17 protein-coding genes are annotated in these 17,562 nt (G+C 31.4%); 9 read left to right on the top strand and 8 right to left on the bottom strand.

Going from position 1 to position 17,562, the window contains the following annotated elements; genetic code table 11:
* Positions 1-5 precede the first annotated feature (5 nt).
* Positions 6-491, bottom strand: coding sequence for a helix-turn-helix domain-containing protein (locus EV01_RS08505; RefSeq protein WP_342625970.1), 486 nt, complete (start codon positions 489-491; stop codon positions 6-8).
* Between the two features lie 73 nt (positions 492-564).
* Complete coding sequence (locus EV01_RS08510) at positions 565-2,223, bottom strand: ABC1 kinase family protein (RefSeq protein ID WP_032518544.1); 1,659 nt, start codon at positions 2,221-2,223, stop codon at positions 565-567.
* Between the two features lie 65 nt (positions 2,224-2,288).
* On the opposite strand from EV01_RS08510, the gene EV01_RS08515 reads away from it, so the two are divergent.
* On the top strand, positions 2,289-3,680 hold the full coding sequence (locus EV01_RS08515; protein ID WP_032518543.1) for an aminotransferase class I/II-fold pyridoxal phosphate-dependent enzyme: 1,392 nt from the start codon (positions 2,289-2,291) through the stop codon (positions 3,678-3,680).
* 15 nt (positions 3,681-3,695) lie between these two features.
* The gene (locus tag EV01_RS08520; protein ID WP_032516687.1) at positions 3,696-4,553 is read left to right on the top strand and encodes a phosphatidate cytidylyltransferase; all 858 of its coding nucleotides are present in this window, start codon (positions 3,696-3,698) and stop codon (positions 4,551-4,553) included.
* Positions 4,554-4,565: 12 nt separating this feature from the next.
* On the opposite strand, the gene EV01_RS08525 is transcribed toward EV01_RS08520, so the two are convergent.
* From EV01_RS08525 to rimI, 4 genes are all read right to left on the bottom strand, one after another.
* Positions 4,566-5,465, bottom strand: a complete 900-nt coding sequence (locus tag EV01_RS08525; RefSeq protein WP_032516686.1) for an alpha/beta fold hydrolase — start codon at positions 5,463-5,465, stop codon at positions 4,566-4,568.
* 8 nt (positions 5,466-5,473) lie between these two features.
* Positions 5,474-6,565, bottom strand: coding sequence for an iron-containing alcohol dehydrogenase (locus tag EV01_RS08530; protein ID WP_032516685.1), 1,092 nt, complete (start codon positions 6,563-6,565; stop codon positions 5,474-5,476).
* A gap of 13 nt (positions 6,566-6,578) precedes the next feature.
* A complete protein-coding gene (locus EV01_RS08535) occupies positions 6,579-9,107 on the bottom strand; it encodes an ATP-dependent Clp protease ATP-binding subunit (protein ID WP_032516684.1) in 2,529 nt (842 codons plus the stop codon).
* Between the two features lie 180 nt (positions 9,108-9,287).
* Positions 9,288-9,728, bottom strand: a complete 441-nt coding sequence (gene rimI, locus EV01_RS08540; RefSeq protein ID WP_032516683.1) for a ribosomal protein S18-alanine N-acetyltransferase — start codon at positions 9,726-9,728, stop codon at positions 9,288-9,290.
* Between the two features lie 89 nt (positions 9,729-9,817).
* Between rimI and lysA the strand changes: the two genes are divergently transcribed.
* Genes lysA through EV01_RS08570 form a run of 6 tightly spaced genes read left to right on the top strand, consistent with a single transcriptional unit; the run spans position 9,818 to position 15,390 of the window.
* Entirely contained in the window at positions 9,818-11,185 is a 1,368-nt protein-coding gene (gene lysA, locus EV01_RS08545; RefSeq protein WP_032516682.1) for a diaminopimelate decarboxylase, read from the top strand.
* A gap of 34 nt (positions 11,186-11,219) precedes the next feature.
* The gene (cdaA, locus tag EV01_RS08550) at positions 11,220-12,128 is read left to right on the top strand and encodes a diadenylate cyclase CdaA (protein ID WP_032516681.1); all 909 of its coding nucleotides are present in this window, start codon (positions 11,220-11,222) and stop codon (positions 12,126-12,128) included.
* A 3-nt stretch (positions 12,129-12,131) separates the two neighbouring features.
* Positions 12,132-12,935: an isoprenyl transferase gene (locus tag EV01_RS08555; RefSeq protein ID WP_032516680.1), complete on the top strand. Its 804-nt coding sequence runs from the start codon at positions 12,132-12,134 to the stop codon at positions 12,933-12,935.
* A gap of 5 nt (positions 12,936-12,940) precedes the next feature.
* Positions 12,941-13,948 (top strand): biotin synthase BioB, encoded by a 1,008-nt coding sequence (gene bioB / locus EV01_RS08560; RefSeq protein WP_032516679.1) that lies wholly within the window; start codon positions 12,941-12,943, stop codon positions 13,946-13,948.
* Positions 13,945-14,877 (top strand): rhodanese-related sulfurtransferase, encoded by a 933-nt coding sequence (locus EV01_RS08565; protein WP_032516678.1) that lies wholly within the window; start codon positions 13,945-13,947, stop codon positions 14,875-14,877. Before bioB ends, EV01_RS08565 begins: the two co-directional genes overlap by 4 nt.
* 12 nt (positions 14,878-14,889) lie before the next feature.
* Complete coding sequence (locus EV01_RS08570) at positions 14,890-15,390, top strand: hypothetical protein (RefSeq protein ID WP_032516677.1); 501 nt, start codon at positions 14,890-14,892, stop codon at positions 15,388-15,390.
* Here EV01_RS08570 and lipA read toward each other — a convergent pair.
* Both lipA and recR read right to left on the bottom strand, forming a co-directional pair.
* Positions 15,387-16,286 carry a lipoyl synthase gene (lipA, locus tag EV01_RS08575; protein ID WP_032516675.1) on the bottom strand — a complete coding sequence of 300 codons (900 nt, stop codon included), beginning with the start codon at positions 16,284-16,286 and terminating at the stop codon, positions 15,387-15,389. The two genes, EV01_RS08570 and lipA, sit on opposite strands and share 4 nt — an antisense overlap.
* Positions 16,287-16,289: 3 nt before the next feature.
* The gene (gene recR, locus EV01_RS08580; RefSeq protein WP_025938485.1) at positions 16,290-16,889 is read right to left on the bottom strand and encodes a recombination mediator RecR; all 600 of its coding nucleotides are present in this window, start codon (positions 16,887-16,889) and stop codon (positions 16,290-16,292) included.
* 103 nt (positions 16,890-16,992) lie between these two features.
* On the opposite strand from recR, the gene psbP reads away from it, so the two are divergent.
* A complete protein-coding gene (gene psbP, locus EV01_RS08585) occupies positions 16,993-17,550 on the top strand; it encodes a photosystem II reaction center PsbP (protein ID WP_032516674.1) in 558 nt (185 codons plus the stop codon).
* Positions 17,551-17,562: the final 12 nt, after the last annotated feature.

Raw genomic sequence — 17,562 nt, 5'->3', positions numbered from 1 at the left:
TAAAACTATTTATTAATAATTTTATTTTCAATATTCTGAATTTCTAAAATATTTACGTTTAAAACAAAGTATCTTTTTAAAATAAAAATAATTAGAACTAATAAGAAAAAATATAAAAGACTACCTTGCCAAGTATTTATAAGATCAAATTTTCTAACCAGAAATTCTTTCTTTACTCTCTTAGAAGTTTCTTTTTCTCTAATTACTAATCCTACTAATGTATTTTTTTTTAATACTAGACATTCCTCTAATTTAATTAATATTGATCTAATAAATGGATACTTAGGTCTAATTTTTTTATTGTTATTTTCAATAGCATTAATTGTTTGCTCAGGAATTTTTGAAATCCGTGACAAATCTTTTAATGTTAGTTTTTGATGGATTCTTGCTTCTTTTACTAACTTCGCAAGTTCTTTGTAATGATCAAATACTTCATTATTAAAATCCTTATTTTTTTTAGGTTTGTTATTAAATAAAAAAAATTTTTTCAAAATATTGTTTGTACGTTATTCAATTTTAATCAATTAAAAATCATTAGTTAATAACTAGATGTAAATGTAAAAGCTAAACTGTAGAGATGATATTTTGAACTGCACTTTTTGCAATATTCAAGGGACTAAATGTATCTCTAATTAAACTTAAGAGTTTTTTTGCATCAGTTAATTCCAATTTGTCATCTTTGATAAGACTTAAAAGAAGGTTTTTTCTAACTTCGGATCCCTTTTCACTAATAAATAATCTCAAACCAGCATTAGCAACCGGTATTAAATCTGAATTAATATTATCAGAGTCTTTAAATAAAATATCTAGTAAACTCTGAACTTTTTCTAATTGAATTCGACCATTATTATCAAAAACTACTTCTAGAAGAATTTCTAAAATCTCATCTGAATTATCCGTAAGAAGTTTTTTGGCAATATAAGGATATGCGATTTTTAAAATTTTAAATTCAGGATCTAATCTCAATGCTAAACCTTCTTGACTAACAACTGCTCTTATAATTAAGGCGAACCTGCTAGGGACTCTAAAAGGATAAGAATACATTAGTTTTGAAAATTTATCAGTTACATTTTTTAGATTAAAGTTACCCACCTCAGCACCTAAAGATCCTCCAAGAACTTCTTTTAATGGTTCTACGAGTGTTTTCAGATCTTGTTCTTTAGTTAAAAAACCTAATTTCTGGAAATCTTTTGCAAGAAGATAATATTCTTCATTTATTATGTGAACAATTGCCTTAATAAGAGTGAGTCTATCTGAATTTGTAATTGTATCCATCATTCCAAAATCAACATAAGCTAAATGCCCACTTTCCGCATTACCTCCTTTCAGAGCAAACATATTACCAGGGTGAGGATCTGCATGAAAATATCCATATTCAAATAATTGTTGAAGTCCACTTATTACACAAGTTTTTATAAAAGAAGAAGGTATTAAGTTATTTTCCTCCAATAAAGACTTATCTCTTAATTTAACTCCATCAATCCAAGAGGTTGTGATAATCCTTTTTGATGAGTACCGTTTTTCCAATTTAGGGATAAAAACATTAGGATTTTTTTTGAACAGGTTTGCAAACTTCAAAGCATTTTCGCCTTCTTTTTCATAGTCAATTTCGTCAAAAAGAGCTTTTCCAAATTCATCTATTATTTCACCAATCCCAACACCAATATTAAGTGGTAAAAAAGGTGAAAAAATAATTGCTAAAACTCGTAAAATTACAACATCTCTTCTTATGAGAAAGTATAAATTGGGCCTTTGTACTTTCACAGCTAGATAAGTATTTTCTTTTGTTTTTGCTTTGTATACTTGACCTAAGCTTGCTGAAGCAATAGGCCTATCCGGGAATTCATCAAATAACTCATTAGCTGGTGAACCAAGTTCCTCTTCAATAATTTTTAGAGCAATTTTGTGATCAAATGCTGGAAGATTATCTTGTAAGTTTGTAAGTTCTGTAAGCCAATCTTGTCTAACAAGATCTGGTCTGGTTGAGAGTGCCTGGCCTAATTTTATGAAGCAGGGTCCTAAATCTGTTATTACGTCGAAGAGATATTTTGAGAGGTTTTTTTGTACATTTTTATTTTTACTGTTACCTTGAAAAAGTACTCTTAAAAAAAGAAAAATAAAAGTTAAAAGGATATATAAAACTCTTGGTATAAAAACCCATGGTCTCAACATCAACCAAATTAAGTCATCTTTTGCTGAATATTTTGAATAAGAACTTGTCATTAAAGTTAAAAAAATATCAAAGAAGAATTCTTTTTAAAACATTCTATATGTGTCAATAATACTTTATGAGCATTTCATCTTTTCTAACTAAAAAATTTTTAAAGTCACTTTTCTTTCCCGCTCATAATAGAGGGGTAGCTTTACCCAAGAAATTAGTAAAGTTATTAAAAAATCCACCCGGCTATTGGGACTTACCGGAACTACCAGAAATTGGCTCGCCTTTATCCCAAAAAGGATTAATTGCTAAATCCCAAAGAGAATTCTCTGAAAGATTTAAGGCAAAAGGATGCTTTTTTGGAGTTAATGGCGCATCTGGATTAATACAATCAGGGATAATTGCAATTGCGAAACCAGGTGAAAATATTCTGATGCCTAGAAATGTTCATATAAGTGTTATAAAAATCTGTGCGATGCAGAATATACATCCAATATTCTTTGACCTAGATGTTTCATCAGAAACTGGTCATTACAAACCCTTAACAAAAAAGTGGTTGGGCGATGTATTTAAAAAAATAAATTTTGATGAAAAAAAAATTGTAGGTGTGATTCTTGTAAGTCCCTCATATCACGGGTATGCAGAGGATTTAGAGCCTTTAATAGATCTTTGTCATCAAAAAAAATTACCTGTTTTGGTTGATGAAGCCCATGGTTCTTATCTACTTTTTTGTGAGAACCTTAATCTACCAAAATCCGCTTTATTATCAAAAGCTGATTTAGTAGTTCACTCATTGCATAAATCGCTAAATGGTTTGACTCAAACAGCTGCACTTTGGTACAGAGGGAATCTAGTAAATGAACAAAATTTAATCAATAGTATTAATTTGTTGCAAACCACGAGTCCAAGTTCCTTATTACTTTCATCTTGTGAAGAGTCAATTAAAGATTGGCTCAATAAAAAAAGTTTATCAAAATATCAAACAAGAATTTTAGAGGCAAAAAGTATCTACAAAAAGTTAATCCAGAAGAAAGTCCCTCTAATAGAAACACAAGATCCCTTAAAAATAGTATTAAATACCTCCAAGGCTGGAATTGATGGTTTTACTGCTGATAAATTTTTTTATAAAAATGGTCTTATTGCTGAATTACCTGAAATGATGACACTTACTTTTTGCTTAGGATTTGCAAATCAAAAAGATTTTCTCAATATATTTGAAAAGGTGTGGAATAAATTACTATTAAATTCTAAAAAATCAAAAAGTTTAGAATTACTCCAATCTCCTTTTAAATTAGTTCAAACACCCGAAGTTGAAATCGGAATTGCTTGGAGAAGTGATACTAGAATTATTCCCTTCTCCCAATCATTAAATAAAATATCTGGAGATATTATTTGTCCTTATCCTCCTGGGATACCTTTATTAGTTCCTGGAGAAAAAATTGACATTGATAGGTTTAATTGGATAAATAATCAAAGTTTATGGAACAAAGATCTGGTAAATTTTAATATTAGAGTCATATAATCATGGAAATTTAATATGAGATTGAGAAGTGGATTACTAATAGGAATATTTGGTTTAATTGTTGTTTTGTTGGGGGGGTGGTTTTTTACTTTAGCAACAGCAATGCTTACTTATTTAGCATTATTAGAATTTTTTAGAATGGCAGAATTTAAAGGAATTAAACCTGCCACAAAAACAACCTTATTTTCATCTTTCGTCATTATAATCTCTACTTATCTTGAGACCATAGGTTTCCTTGAAGGAGAAATATCAAATTCAATTTTGCCTATTTGTTCAGTTGGGATATGCACTTGGTTACTATTGCAACCAAAGCCTGGGACAATTTCAGATATTGCAGCTTCTATTTTTGGTTTATTCTATTTAGGTTTTTTGCCAAGTTACTGGATAAAGTTAAGAGGATTAGAGTCAGTAATAATAAGTTCCAATCAAGATTTTATTTCGTTTGAAAACTTATCAAATACCACAGGTCTTCAACTAACATTAACTTCTTGTCTTTTAATTGTAGCTAGTGATATTGGTTCTTATTTTATTGGAAAATCATTTGGTAAAAAATCTCTTTCTCCAATATCTCCGAGCAAAACTATAGAAGGTTTAATTGGAGGAATATCCTTTTCAATTTTATTAGCAATATTTTTCGCATTTTTACTAAATTGGGAAAATCCATTACAAATTGGGATTTTATATGGGACTTTAATTTCTCTTATGGCATTAGTTGGAGATTTAATTGAATCAATGATGAAGAGAGATGCAAAAATTAAAGACTCCGGAACTTTTTTGCCGGGTCATGGAGGTATCTTGGACAGAATTGATAGCTACATTTTTACTCCATCTGTTTTGTATTACATTTTTATTATTCTTAAATATCTTAATTAATTACGAAATTTTTTATAACAAAAAATAATCTTCGATAATTTTGCTAGTTAATGATGGTAAATCTACATGCGGAAGATGACCACAATTTTGTAACTCTACTAAATTTAATTTATCAATTTTTCTTATATTTTTAATCTCATTTTTTCCAAGAATGCGATCATTTTCTCCACATACTGCTTTAATTGGAATATTTTTAATATATTTATGTGTTCCAGCAAACCCGCCACTTTTTGCAAACGATGCAAGTGAATTCCTCCATCCCTTACAACCCAAATGAATTGAAGCAATTTGCTCTTCCATTTCACCAACACATTCATCTGGGAAAGCAAATGCTTGCCTGCAAAGACTTTTTCTAACTTGTGGCAATCCAAGAAAAAAAGCCCCAATTTGGTTAAGAGGGAAAGGGATACTTTTAGGTTCTCCGTACAATCCAGCGGGAGATAAGAGGATAATTTTATCAACAGAATCAGTGATTTCAAAAGAAAGTTTTAAAGCTGTTGAGCCTCCCATAGAGGCACCAATAATTTTTAGATTATTTGTTATTTTTAAGTTCTTAAGAATATCAATTAAAAATGAAATTATTCTCGAAGGATTGTATTCATCTGTTGCACACCTTGGACTAAAACCAAAACCTAACAAGTCAGGGATAATTACTTGGAAATTTCTTTTTAATGATTGATATATCCTCCTAAACTCTAAAAAACTACTATCAAAGCCATGCAGTAGAAGGATAGGTGGACCTTTTCCTCCAACAACAACAGGAAATTTCAATGAATTCCAATTCTCATTGAGTTTGATCCACTTAACATCATTTGCCAAATTAATACCTAGCGGGTCTAACAATGACTTTTTGGCACTTTCAAAAAAATCAATATTTGATTCACTTAATTGTTCGAAATTTGTTTTAGTCAAAAAAATAATTAAAGTTTTATTTTTTGTAGTTCAAAATTTGCAATAAGCTCAATCATATCCTGTTTATTAATTTCAAAAGGCAAGAAGTGAATTTCTGATTTTTCTCGACAAGTAAAATTAGCAATTTTCTCTAAATTATTATTTTCAAAAACATTTATCCCAAGTTGTGCAATAGTAGTTGGCAAATTCAATTCTTTCATAAGTACTAACAATTGTTTAATTAATTGATCAGCTAATTTATTATTATTTTTCATTTCTTCTAGTCTTAATTGCAGTAGTAAGCCAACACCCACAATCTCACCATGTAAAAATTTATTTGGGGTAATTATCTGAGTAATTGCGTTATGAATAGCATGTGCGGCTGCAGTCCTACATTTTTCTCCACCAATACCACCTACTAATCCTGCTGTAAGTCCGCATGCTTCTACAGTATTTCGCCAAGAAATATTATTTTCAAATTCACCCTTAAATGCTTTTTTTCCATCAATTAAAAGTTGATCTCTTAAAACTCTCGATATCTGAATAGCTTGTTGAACAAGACCATCTTCAATTGTTGAACTTGTTATTGAGGATTCATACCATTTTGCCAAAGCATCCGCTATTCCACTTGCAAGTGTTCTTGATGGAGCTGTTTGGATAAATTTATGATCAAAAACTAGGATTTTTGGACAAGACCCTAGTGCAACATCTTTTATGAATTGTCCATTTTTTGTATATATATTTGATAATGCTGTCCAACCTGCACATGTAGAGGCACTAAGAGGGACTGTGATGCAGGGGATATTAAGCAAGTCTGCAATATATTTCCCGGAGTCAAGAACTTTGCCACCTCCAGCTGCGATAACGGAATCATGATTATTCTTTAAAATGATATTCTTAATTCTTGAAATATCTTCATAACAACAATCAAATTGTAAATTGGCAGAATTGACATCAAGATTTTGATTTTTTAAATCAGAAGAGATTTTGTTTTTAAGGTTACTAGTATTAACCCCTCTACCTAAAATTAATGGGCACTGAGTTAATTTAGAAATATGAGGTAGAGATTTTTCCCATGCAAAGTTTCCCCTAAATATAGTTTCTGGAGAGATCGACTGCATATTTAAGTAATTGCTAGAAATTAGCGCTTGCTAATTCCTGAGGTGATTCTTCCGAAGAGATATTAATTGTGACTTTTTTATTATCATCTATGTCAACTAATGCCTTATCTCCATCTTTTATTCTGCCTGAGAGAACTTCTTCAGCTAAACTATCTTCTAATAAACGCATAACAGCCCTTCTTAAAGGTCTGGCTCCATATGAAGGATTGTAGCCCTCTTCAACAAGTCTTTCTTTGAAAGCATCAGTTACACTTAATTTAATTCCCTTATCTTGTAATCTTGCAAAAACCTCATGCAACATTATTTCAGCAATATCTTTAACCTCATTTTTAGATAGTTGCCTAAATACTATGATTTCATCAAGTCTATTTAAAAACTCAGGTCTGAAATATTGCTTTAATTCTTCATTAACTAAAGATTTGATTCTATTATATTGGCTGTCTTCAACAGAGTCCCCAGAAAACTCAAATCCTAAACCACCACCACCTTTCTCAATCACTTTTGAACCAATGTTAGAAGTCATTATTAACAAAGTATTTTTGAAATCAACAGTTCTTCCCTTGGAATCTGTTAATCTGCCATCCTCAAGAAGTTGCAGTAATAAATTGAATACATCTGGATGAGCTTTTTCTACTTCATCAAATAAAACAACTGTATAAGGTCTTCTCCTGACGGCTTCGGTAAGTTGACCTCCTTCATTAAAGCCAACATATCCCGGAGGAGAACCAATCAGTTTACTAACAGTATGTCTTTCCATAAATTCTGACATATCTAATCTGATCATTGCTTCCTCACTACCGAAAAAATATGAAGCTAACGATTTAGTCAATTCAGTTTTACCAACTCCAGTGGGGCCCGAAAAGATGAAACTTGCGATAGGCCTATTAGGATTTTTTAAACCAACTCTTGCTCTTCTTATAGCTTTAGAAACTGCTTTTACAGCTTCATCTTGTCCAATTAATCTTTGGTGAAGAGTTTCCTCCATGTTAAGAAGTTTTACTGATTCTGTTTCAGTTAATTTTTGAACAGGTACACCGGTCCAAGATGCAACAATATGTGCCACATCCTCTTCTTTAACCATAGGATTTTGTAAAAGTTTTGGATCATCTTTTACCAAAGTTGCATCAACACTAGATTCATCCTCAACGGTAGATTCTTTTTTATTTTCAAGAACTTCTTTAATTTTGGCAGATAATTCAATTTCTTTCTCTCTTAACTGGCCAGCTTGATCAAAGTTTTGATCTCTTACAGATTCTTCTTTCTGTTTTTGAACTTGTCTTAATTCTTTATCTATCTGCTTAGCTTCAGGAGGAAGTTTAGAGTTTATTAAGCGAACTCTACTTCCGGCCTCATCAATAAGGTCAATAGCCTTATCAGGCAAAAACCTATCTGATATATAGCGGTCACCCAAGTGAGCCGCCGCTTCTAAAGCATCATCAGTAATTTTAAGACGATGATGTTGTTCATAACGTTCCCTAAGACCTTTTAAAATTTCGATTGTATCTTCAATAGATGGTTCTCCAACCATAACAGGTTGGAATCTTCTTTCTAGAGCAGCATCTCTCTCAATATGTTTTCTATATTCATCAAGTGTTGTTGCTCCAATACATTGGAGTTCTCCTCGAGCCAATGCTGGCTTAAGAATATTAGCTGCGTCTATAGCACCTTCGGCAGCTCCAGCACCTATTAATGTATGAACTTCATCAATAACAAGGATTACATTACCAGCAGATTTAATTTCTTCCATTATCTTTTTTAATCTCTCTTCAAATTCTCCTCTGTATTTTGTGCCAGCAACCAAAAGACCAATATCAAGAGTTAGCACTCTTTTATCTTCAAGTATATCGGGAATATCTCCTAGTTGTATCCTTTGGGCTAAACCCTCTGCAATAGCTGTTTTACCTACTCCAGGTTCTCCAATAAGAACTGGATTGTTTTTAGTCCTTCTACCTAATATTTGAACTACACGATCTATTTCTTCATAACGACCAACTACTGGATCAAGTTTTGATTCACTAGCTAACTTTGTTAAATTTGTTCCAAATTCATCAAGAGTAGCAGTTTTTAAGTTCCCCTTATTTGAATTAGCTCCACTACCCACTTCGGCTGTTTCACCTAACATCCTAATGACCTGAGTTCTTACTTTTGAAAGATCAATACTAAGATTTTCTAGAACCCTGGCAGCTACACCCTCACCTTCTCTTATTAACCCTAGTAAAAGATGTTCAGTTCCTATATAATTGTGACCTAATTGACGAGCTTCTTCAAGTGATAATTCTAAAACTCTTTTTGCCCTAGGAGTAAAAGGTATTTCTACAGCTACAAAACCAGAACCTCTACCTATTATTTTTTCAACTTCAATTCTTGAATCCTTTAAATTAACCCCAAGTGATTTAAGAACTTTTGCTGCTACACCAGTACCTTCTCCAATTAAACCAAGTAGAATTTGTTCAGTTCCAACGAAATTATGACCGAGTCTTCTAGCTTCCTCTTGAGCAAGCATGATGACCTTTATAGCCTTTTCTGTAAATCTTTCAAACATTAGAAGATTAAATTCCTACTAATAACCTACCAGTAATATGCCAATTTTGTGTTCAGAATGAGCTTTTGTGAATACCCAAAAGCATATTTTATTGAATTAAATTTAACTTTTTTAATGATATAGCAATAAATTATAGTAATTTCAAGCATTCTGGTTATCCGAACAATTAGTTTTTTTTAATTATTTACTTGTTAATTTTTTTTCTTTTAAGAGAGCATCTGAACCGTCTTTGTAATAATTTCTCCTAATCCCAACAGTGGAAAAATCGAAGCTACTATAAAATTTCTCAGCAATTGAGTTATTATGCGAAACTTCTAAATACAACTTATTTATCTTAAATTCTTCACAGTGTTTTATTAAATAACTCATAAGTTGAGTTCCAAAACCTTTTTTTCTATATTTCTGTTTTACTACAAAAAAATTTATTTGCGCTTCATCAAGAACAACATGTAAAACGCAAATTCCCACTAAAAAATCAGAAAGTAATAATCCAAAAACTTTTATGCCTTTTTTTTTGAATTCTTCAGCCCATTGTTTTTTGCTCCATAGCGAAAGAGTTTTTGAATCTAATTCATAACATAAATCAATATCTTTATCGTTAATTTGTTTAATGGATATCATCTTATAATAAAAAAAGTATTATAAAAATTTTAATTTTAAAGTCATAATAAAATGACAGTTTTAGCATAACTTTTTTTAAAGACTCTCTCATGGAAGGAAAAAAATCATTTTTAAAACAAAAGATTGATCACAATAGCCCGAACAAAAATATTGTGCCTATTACTACATCAATTGGAAGTGACGGAAAATTATCAATTGGTGGGTGCTCTATTGAAGAATTAGTAAAAAAATATGATTCTCCTCTTTATATTTTGGATGAAGTTACATTGAGAAACTCTTGTAGAGCATACAAAAAAGCATTAGAAAAGTATTACCCTGGTAAATCGCTACCCATATATGCTTCAAAGGCAAATAGTTCTATTTTCATGAGTAGCCTAGTTTCTTCAGAAGGTTTAGGACTTGATGCCGTATCAGAAGGAGAACTATTAACTGCTCTCAAAGGTGGGGTCCCAAATGAAAACATTGTTTTTCACGGTAATAATAAATCAGACAAAGAAATTGAGTTTGCAATTAGAAATAACATTAAAGTTATTGTAGATAATGATTATGACTTAGATAGATTAGAAGAAATCTCAAATGCACATAAACATGATATAGAAATAATGATTCGCTTTACTCCTGGAATAGAATGCCATACACATGAATATATAAGAACAGGATCATTCGATAGCAAATTTGGATTTGGAATTGAATATTTAAATATTTTATTTAACAAAATAACCAACACGAAACATCTCAAATTAAAAGGATTACATGCTCATATTGGTTCCCAGATTTTTGAACTAGATCCACATAAGGATCTTGGAGAAATAATGGTAAATGTTATAATTGATGCCAAAAATTTTGGTCATGACATTCAAGAATTGAATGTGGGTGGAGGTTTAGGCATTAAATATACAGAAAATGACGATCCTCCTTCGATTGATGAATGGGTAAAAACAATATCTAAATCTGTTGTTAAAGCTTGTAAAAAACATAATTTAGATCTACCTACATTGATGTGCGAGCCTGGAAGATCTATCGTATCTACAGCAGGAATAACAATTTACAAAATCGGGGCTTTTAAAGAAATTCCTGGGATTAGAACATATTTCTCAGTAGATGGTGGGATGAGTGACAATCCAAGACCAATAACTTATCAATCAAATTATTCTGCATGTTTGGTAAGTAATCCATTTAATATTAATTCAAAAAATAAATATACTATTGCAGGTAAGCACTGCGAATCTGGAGATGTATTATTTAAGGAGATAGAACTTGCAAATTGCAAAACAGGAGATCTTATATGTGTTTTCGGGACTGGTGCTTACAATAATTCAATGAGTTCCAATTACAATAGAATCCCTAGGCCTGCAGCTCTTCTAGTTTTTAATGGAGAAGCAGATATTATTCAAAAAAGAGAAAGTCCATTTGATCTTTTACAATATGATGTTTTACCTGATCGCTTTATTAAATAAAGTTAGGTACATTTAAATTAATTTTATTTTTAGTGTGAATTTCTGGGGGATTATAAATTTTAAGCTTTTATTAGATGTCTTATTTGCTGTTGGTTTTGGACTTTTATTATTTTCTAGAGTCAAAGAACAAAGAACATTATGGCTTTTAAGGGGATATTTATTTTTAGTTTCAACCGCATGGTTTATTCAAAGATATGCATACTTACCACTAACATCAAAATTAATTGATGCTGTAGTTCTCGCTTGCTCTCTCTCATTAGCGATCCTTTGGCAAGGAGAGTTAAGAAGATTAATGGAATTACTTGGCACTGGGAGGCTAGCTGTATTACTAGGGAATCCACCAAAGGAATTTAGAGCAACTTCAACTACCATTACACAGTTAGTTGATACTGCCGGTAAACTCTCTCAAAATAGAAGAGGTGCTTTAATCGTTGTAGATTTGGGGAGTGATTTAAGACCTGAAGATTTTTTATATTCAGGTACCAATATTGAGGCACAATTATCAACTGACCTTTTAATAAATCTTTTTGCTACAGATACGCCTTTACATGATGGAGCAGTTCTTGTGAAAGGAAATAAAATAATTTCTGCTGGCGTAATACTTCCTCTCTCAAGACAAGGAATAAGTAGATATGGCACAAGACATTTAGCAGCATTAGGTATTACAGAAAGATTTGATAGATGTATTTGTATTGTTGTTTCTGAAGAAACAGGTACGTTATCATTAGCGAACCAAGGCAAACTTGAAAGGCCAATTACCAGCAGCAGGTTACAAGAACTTCTTGCAAAATTGATTGGAAATCAAAACTCTATGGGAGCAAATAAAGCATCTTTAAGTAAAAATGTTTTATCCCAAAAGACAGACTCGAGTGATAATATCATCAGTGATATTAATAAAAAAGAGTCAGAAAAATCAGAAATTTTTATTAACAAAAAGGATTAATTCATGAGTTTAGAAAAAGTAATAGACGATAAAATTACTGACTTATTAATGAAAATAGATAAGCAAAAATTGCCCAAGCATATAGCAATAATTATGGATGGCAATGGGAGATGGGCGACTAGAAAAGGTTTACCCAGATCATTTGGACATAAACAGGGCGTAAGTGTATTAAAAAAAATTCTCAAAGCTGCAAAAAATTTAGGTTGTAAAGTAATTACTGTTTATGCTTTTTCAACTGAGAATTGGACAAGACCAACAAAAGAAGTTGATTTTCTTATAAATCTTTTTAGCGAAGTTTTAAAAAATGAAATTAAAGAGATACATGAAGAATCAACAAAAATAAAATTTATTGGAGATTTAACTCCTTTCCCAAAAAATTTAAAAGAAATAATATCTAGTTCAGAATCACTTACTAAAAACAATAATAAATTTTTATTCAATGTTTGTGTTAATTACGGGGGCAGACAAGAAATAGTAAAAGTTGCAAAAGAACTAGCATTAAAATCTTCTTCTGGAGAAATAAAACCAAGTGAAATTAATGAAGAATTATTCAATTCAGAGTTATTAACTAGAGGAATTAAGGATCCAGAATTACTAATAAGAACTAGTGGTGAAAAAAGGATAAGTAATTTTTTATTGTGGCAATTAGCATATTCAGAAATTTATATATCTGACGTACTTTGGCCAGAATTCAATGAGCATGAATTTCTTAAAGCAATAATTGATTACCAATCAAGAAATAGACGTTTTGGCGGTATAGAATCATTACCAAATGAATCTTTTGAAGATTCTCAATATATTTCCTAATAAAAATGGCTAATTCGAATAATCAGTTATTAAAAGAAATTAGGTTTGATTGGAATAAAGAGGAGATTTTGAAAATTCTTAATATGCCTCTTATTGATTTAATGTGGGAATCCCAAACCGTTCACAGGAAATTCAACAAATACGATATTCAATTAGCATCATTGTTCAGTGTAAAAACTGGTGGATGCGAGGAAAATTGTTCGTACTGTAGCCAATCAATTTATAGTGCTAGCGAAATCAAAAGTCATCCACAGTTTCAAGTTGAAGAGGTTTTAGCAAAAGCTCAAGTAGCCAAAAATGAGGGTGCAGATAGGTTTTGTATGGGTTGGGCGTGGAGAGAAATTAGAGATGGGAAATCTTTTAATGCAATGTTGGAGATGGTTAGCGGGGTAAGAGATTTAGGGATGGAAGCATGCGTTACTGCGGGGATGCTTACAGAAGAACAAGCTTCCAGACTGGCTGATGCAGGCTTGACCGCTTATAACCATAATCTTGATACTAGTCCTGAGCATTATAAAAATATTATTACGACTAGAACTTATCAAGACAGACTAGACACTATCAAAAGAGTAAGAAATGCAGGAATAAATGTTTGTTGTGGAGGAATAATAGGCTTGGGTGAAACTAATGGCGATAGAGCATCTCTTTTGGAAGTGCTTTCAAACATGAACCCACACCCTGAAAGTGTTCCTATAAATTCATTAGTTGCTATTGAAGGCACTGGTTTAGAAGATAATGAAGATATTGATTCTATTGAAATGATAAGGATGATCGCTACAGCCAGAATTCTTATGCCTAAAAGTAAAATAAGATTAAGTGCAGGGCGAGAAAAGCTTTCAAAAGAAGCCCAAATTTTATGTTTTCAATGTGGCGCAAATTCAATTTTTTATGGAGATGAGTTACTCACAACTTCAAATCCATCATTTCAATCAGACAGAAAACTTCTTAAAGAGGTTGGAGTATCATTCAACAAAGATTTTGAAACTTGTGAAAAAACATTATCTTCTTTATGAAAGGCAAAAATTATAAAATAGTTTCTCTTTACTCTTTCTTCCCATTTCAAGAAAACTTAATTCTTGATCTAAAAAATAAATTATTAGAAATCGAAAATGAAAATGATCTTTCAGGTTTGTTAATTTTTGCAAGTGAGGGTATTAATGGAACTATTTGTGCCGAGAAAAATGTAATTGATTTTGTTATCAATTTACTTAATAAATATGCAGGTAATAGAAATTTGAATATTAAAGTAAACTTTTCAAAAAAGAAAGTCTTCAAAAAATTAAAAATAAAAATAAAGAAAGAAATAGTTACCATGGGTGTAAATGGAATAAACCCTTCACAAGATAATGGTACTTATATTGACTCAGCCAATTGGAATAAGTTAATCAAGCATCAAAATACAATAGTCATTGATACTAGGAATCACTATGAGGTTTCTATAGGGACATTTCATAATTCTATTAACCCAAATACGAGAAACTTTAGCGAATTTCCCAGATGGGTAGATGATCATTTAGATAGTTATTTAAAAAATAAAGAGTCTACAAATATAGCAATGTTTTGTACCGGAGGTATCAGATGTGAAAAAGCTACAAGTTTACTTAAAAAGAAAGGCTATAAAAATATTTATCACTTAGAAGGGGGCATCCTTAAATACCTTGATGACATATCAGAAGAAGAAAACTTATTTGAAGGTGAATGTTACGTTTTTGATAAAAGAGTTGCTTTAGATCAAGAATTAGAAGAGGGGTCCTACTCCATTTGTCATGCATGTGGAATGCCAGTGTCAATTCAAGATCAAAAAAGAAAAGAATATAGAAAAGGCATCCAATGTCATTTCTGCGTAGATCAATTCAGTGATGATGATAGGAAAAGGTTTGAAGAAAGGCAAAAACAGATCGATAGATTAAAAGGGGTAGAACAGTCAATTAATAAAAATTAATTTCCCAAAAATATGAAAGTTGAAGAATTAGACAAATTATCAAGTTCCTTGGGACTATCAATTAAAATACAGGTTAGAGAAACACTCGGGTTATGTTTCTTCAGAATCGTTGTTGCAGAAAAAAAAGATAACATCATAAAGATTTGGGCCGAAATGAAAGGTTGGACTTATTTAAATAAACAAGGTATTCAGCTTGATACATTAAGAATCCTTAGTAAAGCTCCCGCTTATGTTTCAGAATTAATTTGGGCAACAACTATGGCTTGGGCAATTGAAAAAAAATCAAGCAATAAAGCAAGACTTTTAGCTATTTTTGATAGTGAAGGGTATAGTAAAAAACTCGTAAGATATTTCAAGTTAATAGGCTTCAAAGTTGTTAAAGAAGTTGGTTCCAGCCCAGTAGATCTTTTTTTAAGATTGGTCTGGGGAGGTGCTGGCACACTTATGAACGGTGAATGTAATTCAATTTTAAAAAAACTTGAAAAGAAACTTTCATGTATTGGAGAAAGTTAACCCGCATGATAACTACTTCTAACTAAGGGCCCAGAAGAGACTTTCTTGAATCCTAATTCCTTAGAGAAGCGATATAAATATTCAAACTCTGATGGATCCCAATATTTCTTAACTGCCAAATGATTTAATGAGGGCCTTAAATATTGGCCAATTGTAATTTGATCACAATCTATTTTTTTAAGATCATAAATTGTATTTTTTATTTCATCCAATGTTTCCCCAAGACCTAACATAATTCCTGATTTAGTTTGAATATGAGGAGCAATATCTTTTGACTTTTTCAATAAACTAAGAGATTTTTTATAATTAGCACCTCTCCTAACTTCTTTTTGCAGTCTTTCAACAGTTTCAAGATTGTGATTAAAGCATATTGGATCTTTTTCTAAAATCATCTTTAATCTCTCAGTCTGAAGGTTATTAGTTTCATCAAAATTTTTGCCACCACCCCATAAATCAGGAGTTAAAACCTCTATTTTGATTGTTGAATCAATTTTTCTAATCTCATCAATTGTAGATATAAATAAATTTGCACCATGATCAGGGAGATCGTCTCTAGCTACAGATGTTAAAACTACATATTTCAAATTTAATACTTTCACTGCTTCAGCGACTTGAATACATTCATCAATATTGATAGAAGTAGGTCTACCTTTATTTACCTGACAAAAAGCACAAGAACGAGAACATATCGATCCACCCAGTAAGAAAGTGGCTGTCCCTGAGGCATAACATTCTGCTCTATTTGGACATCTTGCTTCTTCACAAATAGTATGAATATTTGATTTTTTGATGAGTGTTTGTATTTTTTCGAACTCGGAAGCTTTACTAATAGGAAATTTTATCCAAGAGGGAAGTCTTAAGATTTTTTCTTTCTTGATTAGATTATTTTTTCTCATTGTCTAATTTAGTTTTGTTCTTCCTTCTAAGGCTCTCGCAAGTGTAACTTCATCCACATATTCAAGTTCGCTACCCATTGGGAGACCATATGCAATCCTCGTAACTTTAGTGAAAGGTGCTAACAATTTTCCAATATAAAGACTTGTTGTATCTCCCTCAACACTGGGAGTCAATGCCAATATGATCTCATCTATTTCAGACTTACTAACTCTTTCTACCAAGCTTCTTATTTCTAAGAGTTCGGGACCAACAGAATCCATTGGGGATATTAAACCACCAATAACGTGGTAAACACCTTTAAATTCTCTAGCGCGCTCCAAAGCAAGCAAATCTTTAGTTTCTGCTACTACACAGATTAGTTTTTGATTTCTTTCAGTATTTTTACAAATTTCACATTCATCTTCTGAAGTCAAATTGAAACATTTTTTGCAACGACCAACATTACTATGTGCTTCTAACAAAGCCTTTGAAAAATCTCTTATTGTACTTTCAGGTTGTTTTAAAATAAACAGGGCTAATCGTTGCGCTGTTCTTGGACCAATCCCTGGGAATTTCTCAAAATGACCAATTAATTTTGAAAGCGGTTTGGTATAAGTAATCAAAATCAAACTATTTCTAGGGATAATTTAGACGCAAAATTCTGAATTGCCATAATTGTTTGCTTTTAATGTCTTATTATGTTTTTAGTTAGTAATTTCAAACAAAATGAAAAATATTAAATTTAACCCTTTCAAATATTTATTTTTGATTTTTTTGTGTTTAACACTGAGTGCTTGTAGTGGCGGACTAAATGCAGGATTAGAAGCTTATCAAAGTCCAGATGGAAGATATGCATTTTTGTATCCAACAGGATGGACGAGAGTAAAAGTCGATGGAGGACCTGAAATTATTTATCATGATCTAATAAATAGTAATGAGACCTTAAGCCTAGTTATTTCTGATGTAAAGAAAGAGGTTCAATTAGAGCAATTAGGAAGCCCAAGTGAAGTAGGTCAAACATTAATTGATAAAGTCATTGCTCCCGAAGGTTCAGGCAGAGAGGTAAAACTTATAAATGCCAATAAGAGGGAGGCATCCAATCATATTTTCTATGATTTAGAATATGAATTAAATTTAAATGAACAGGCGAGACACGAATTAGCTACTGTCGTAATTGATAGAGGAACACTTTACACTTTCGCTGTGGGAACAAATGAAGAGAGATGGAATAAAGTTGATGGTATGTTTAGTAATGTAATTGAATCATTTAACTTTTTAATATAGTTTAGAAATTCT

This window comes from Prochlorococcus marinus str. MIT 9401 (assembly GCF_000760095.1).
Lineage (GTDB): Bacteria > Cyanobacteriota > Cyanobacteriia > PCC-6307 > Cyanobiaceae > Prochlorococcus_A > Prochlorococcus_A marinus_I.
Note: the sequence above shows the minus strand (reverse complement) of the source record. Positions and strands in the feature narration are given on the sequence as shown.

Coding starts and splice junctions, on each gene's coding strand:
- EV01_RS08510 (WP_032518544.1), bottom strand. CDS start 2,223: ATGACAAGTTCTTATTCAAAATATTCAGCAAAAGATGACTTAATTTGG.
- EV01_RS08515 (WP_032518543.1), top strand. CDS start 2,289: ATGAGCATTTCATCTTTTCTAACTAAAAAATTTTTAAAGTCACTTTTC.
- EV01_RS08520 (WP_032516687.1), top strand. CDS start 3,696: ATGAGATTGAGAAGTGGATTACTAATAGGAATATTTGGTTTAATTGTT.
- EV01_RS08530 (WP_032516685.1), bottom strand. CDS start 6,565: ATGCAGTCGATCTCTCCAGAAACTATATTTAGGGGAAACTTTGCATGG.
- EV01_RS08535 (WP_032516684.1), bottom strand. CDS start 9,107: ATGTTTGAAAGATTTACAGAAAAGGCTATAAAGGTCATCATGCTTGCT.
- rimI (WP_032516683.1), bottom strand. CDS start 9,728: ATGATATCCATTAAACAAATTAACGATAAAGATATTGATTTATGTTAT.
- lysA (WP_032516682.1), top strand. CDS start 9,818: ATGGAAGGAAAAAAATCATTTTTAAAACAAAAGATTGATCACAATAGC.
- EV01_RS08555 (WP_032516680.1), top strand. CDS start 12,132: ATGAGTTTAGAAAAAGTAATAGACGATAAAATTACTGACTTATTAATG.
- bioB (WP_032516679.1), top strand. CDS start 12,941: ATGGCTAATTCGAATAATCAGTTATTAAAAGAAATTAGGTTTGATTGG.
- EV01_RS08565 (WP_032516678.1), top strand. CDS start 13,945: ATGAAAGGCAAAAATTATAAAATAGTTTCTCTTTACTCTTTCTTCCCA.
- EV01_RS08570 (WP_032516677.1), top strand. CDS start 14,890: ATGAAAGTTGAAGAATTAGACAAATTATCAAGTTCCTTGGGACTATCA.
- lipA (WP_032516675.1), bottom strand. CDS start 16,286: ATGAGAAAAAATAATCTAATCAAGAAAGAAAAAATCTTAAGACTTCCC.
- psbP (WP_032516674.1), top strand. CDS start 16,993: ATGAAAAATATTAAATTTAACCCTTTCAAATATTTATTTTTGATTTTT.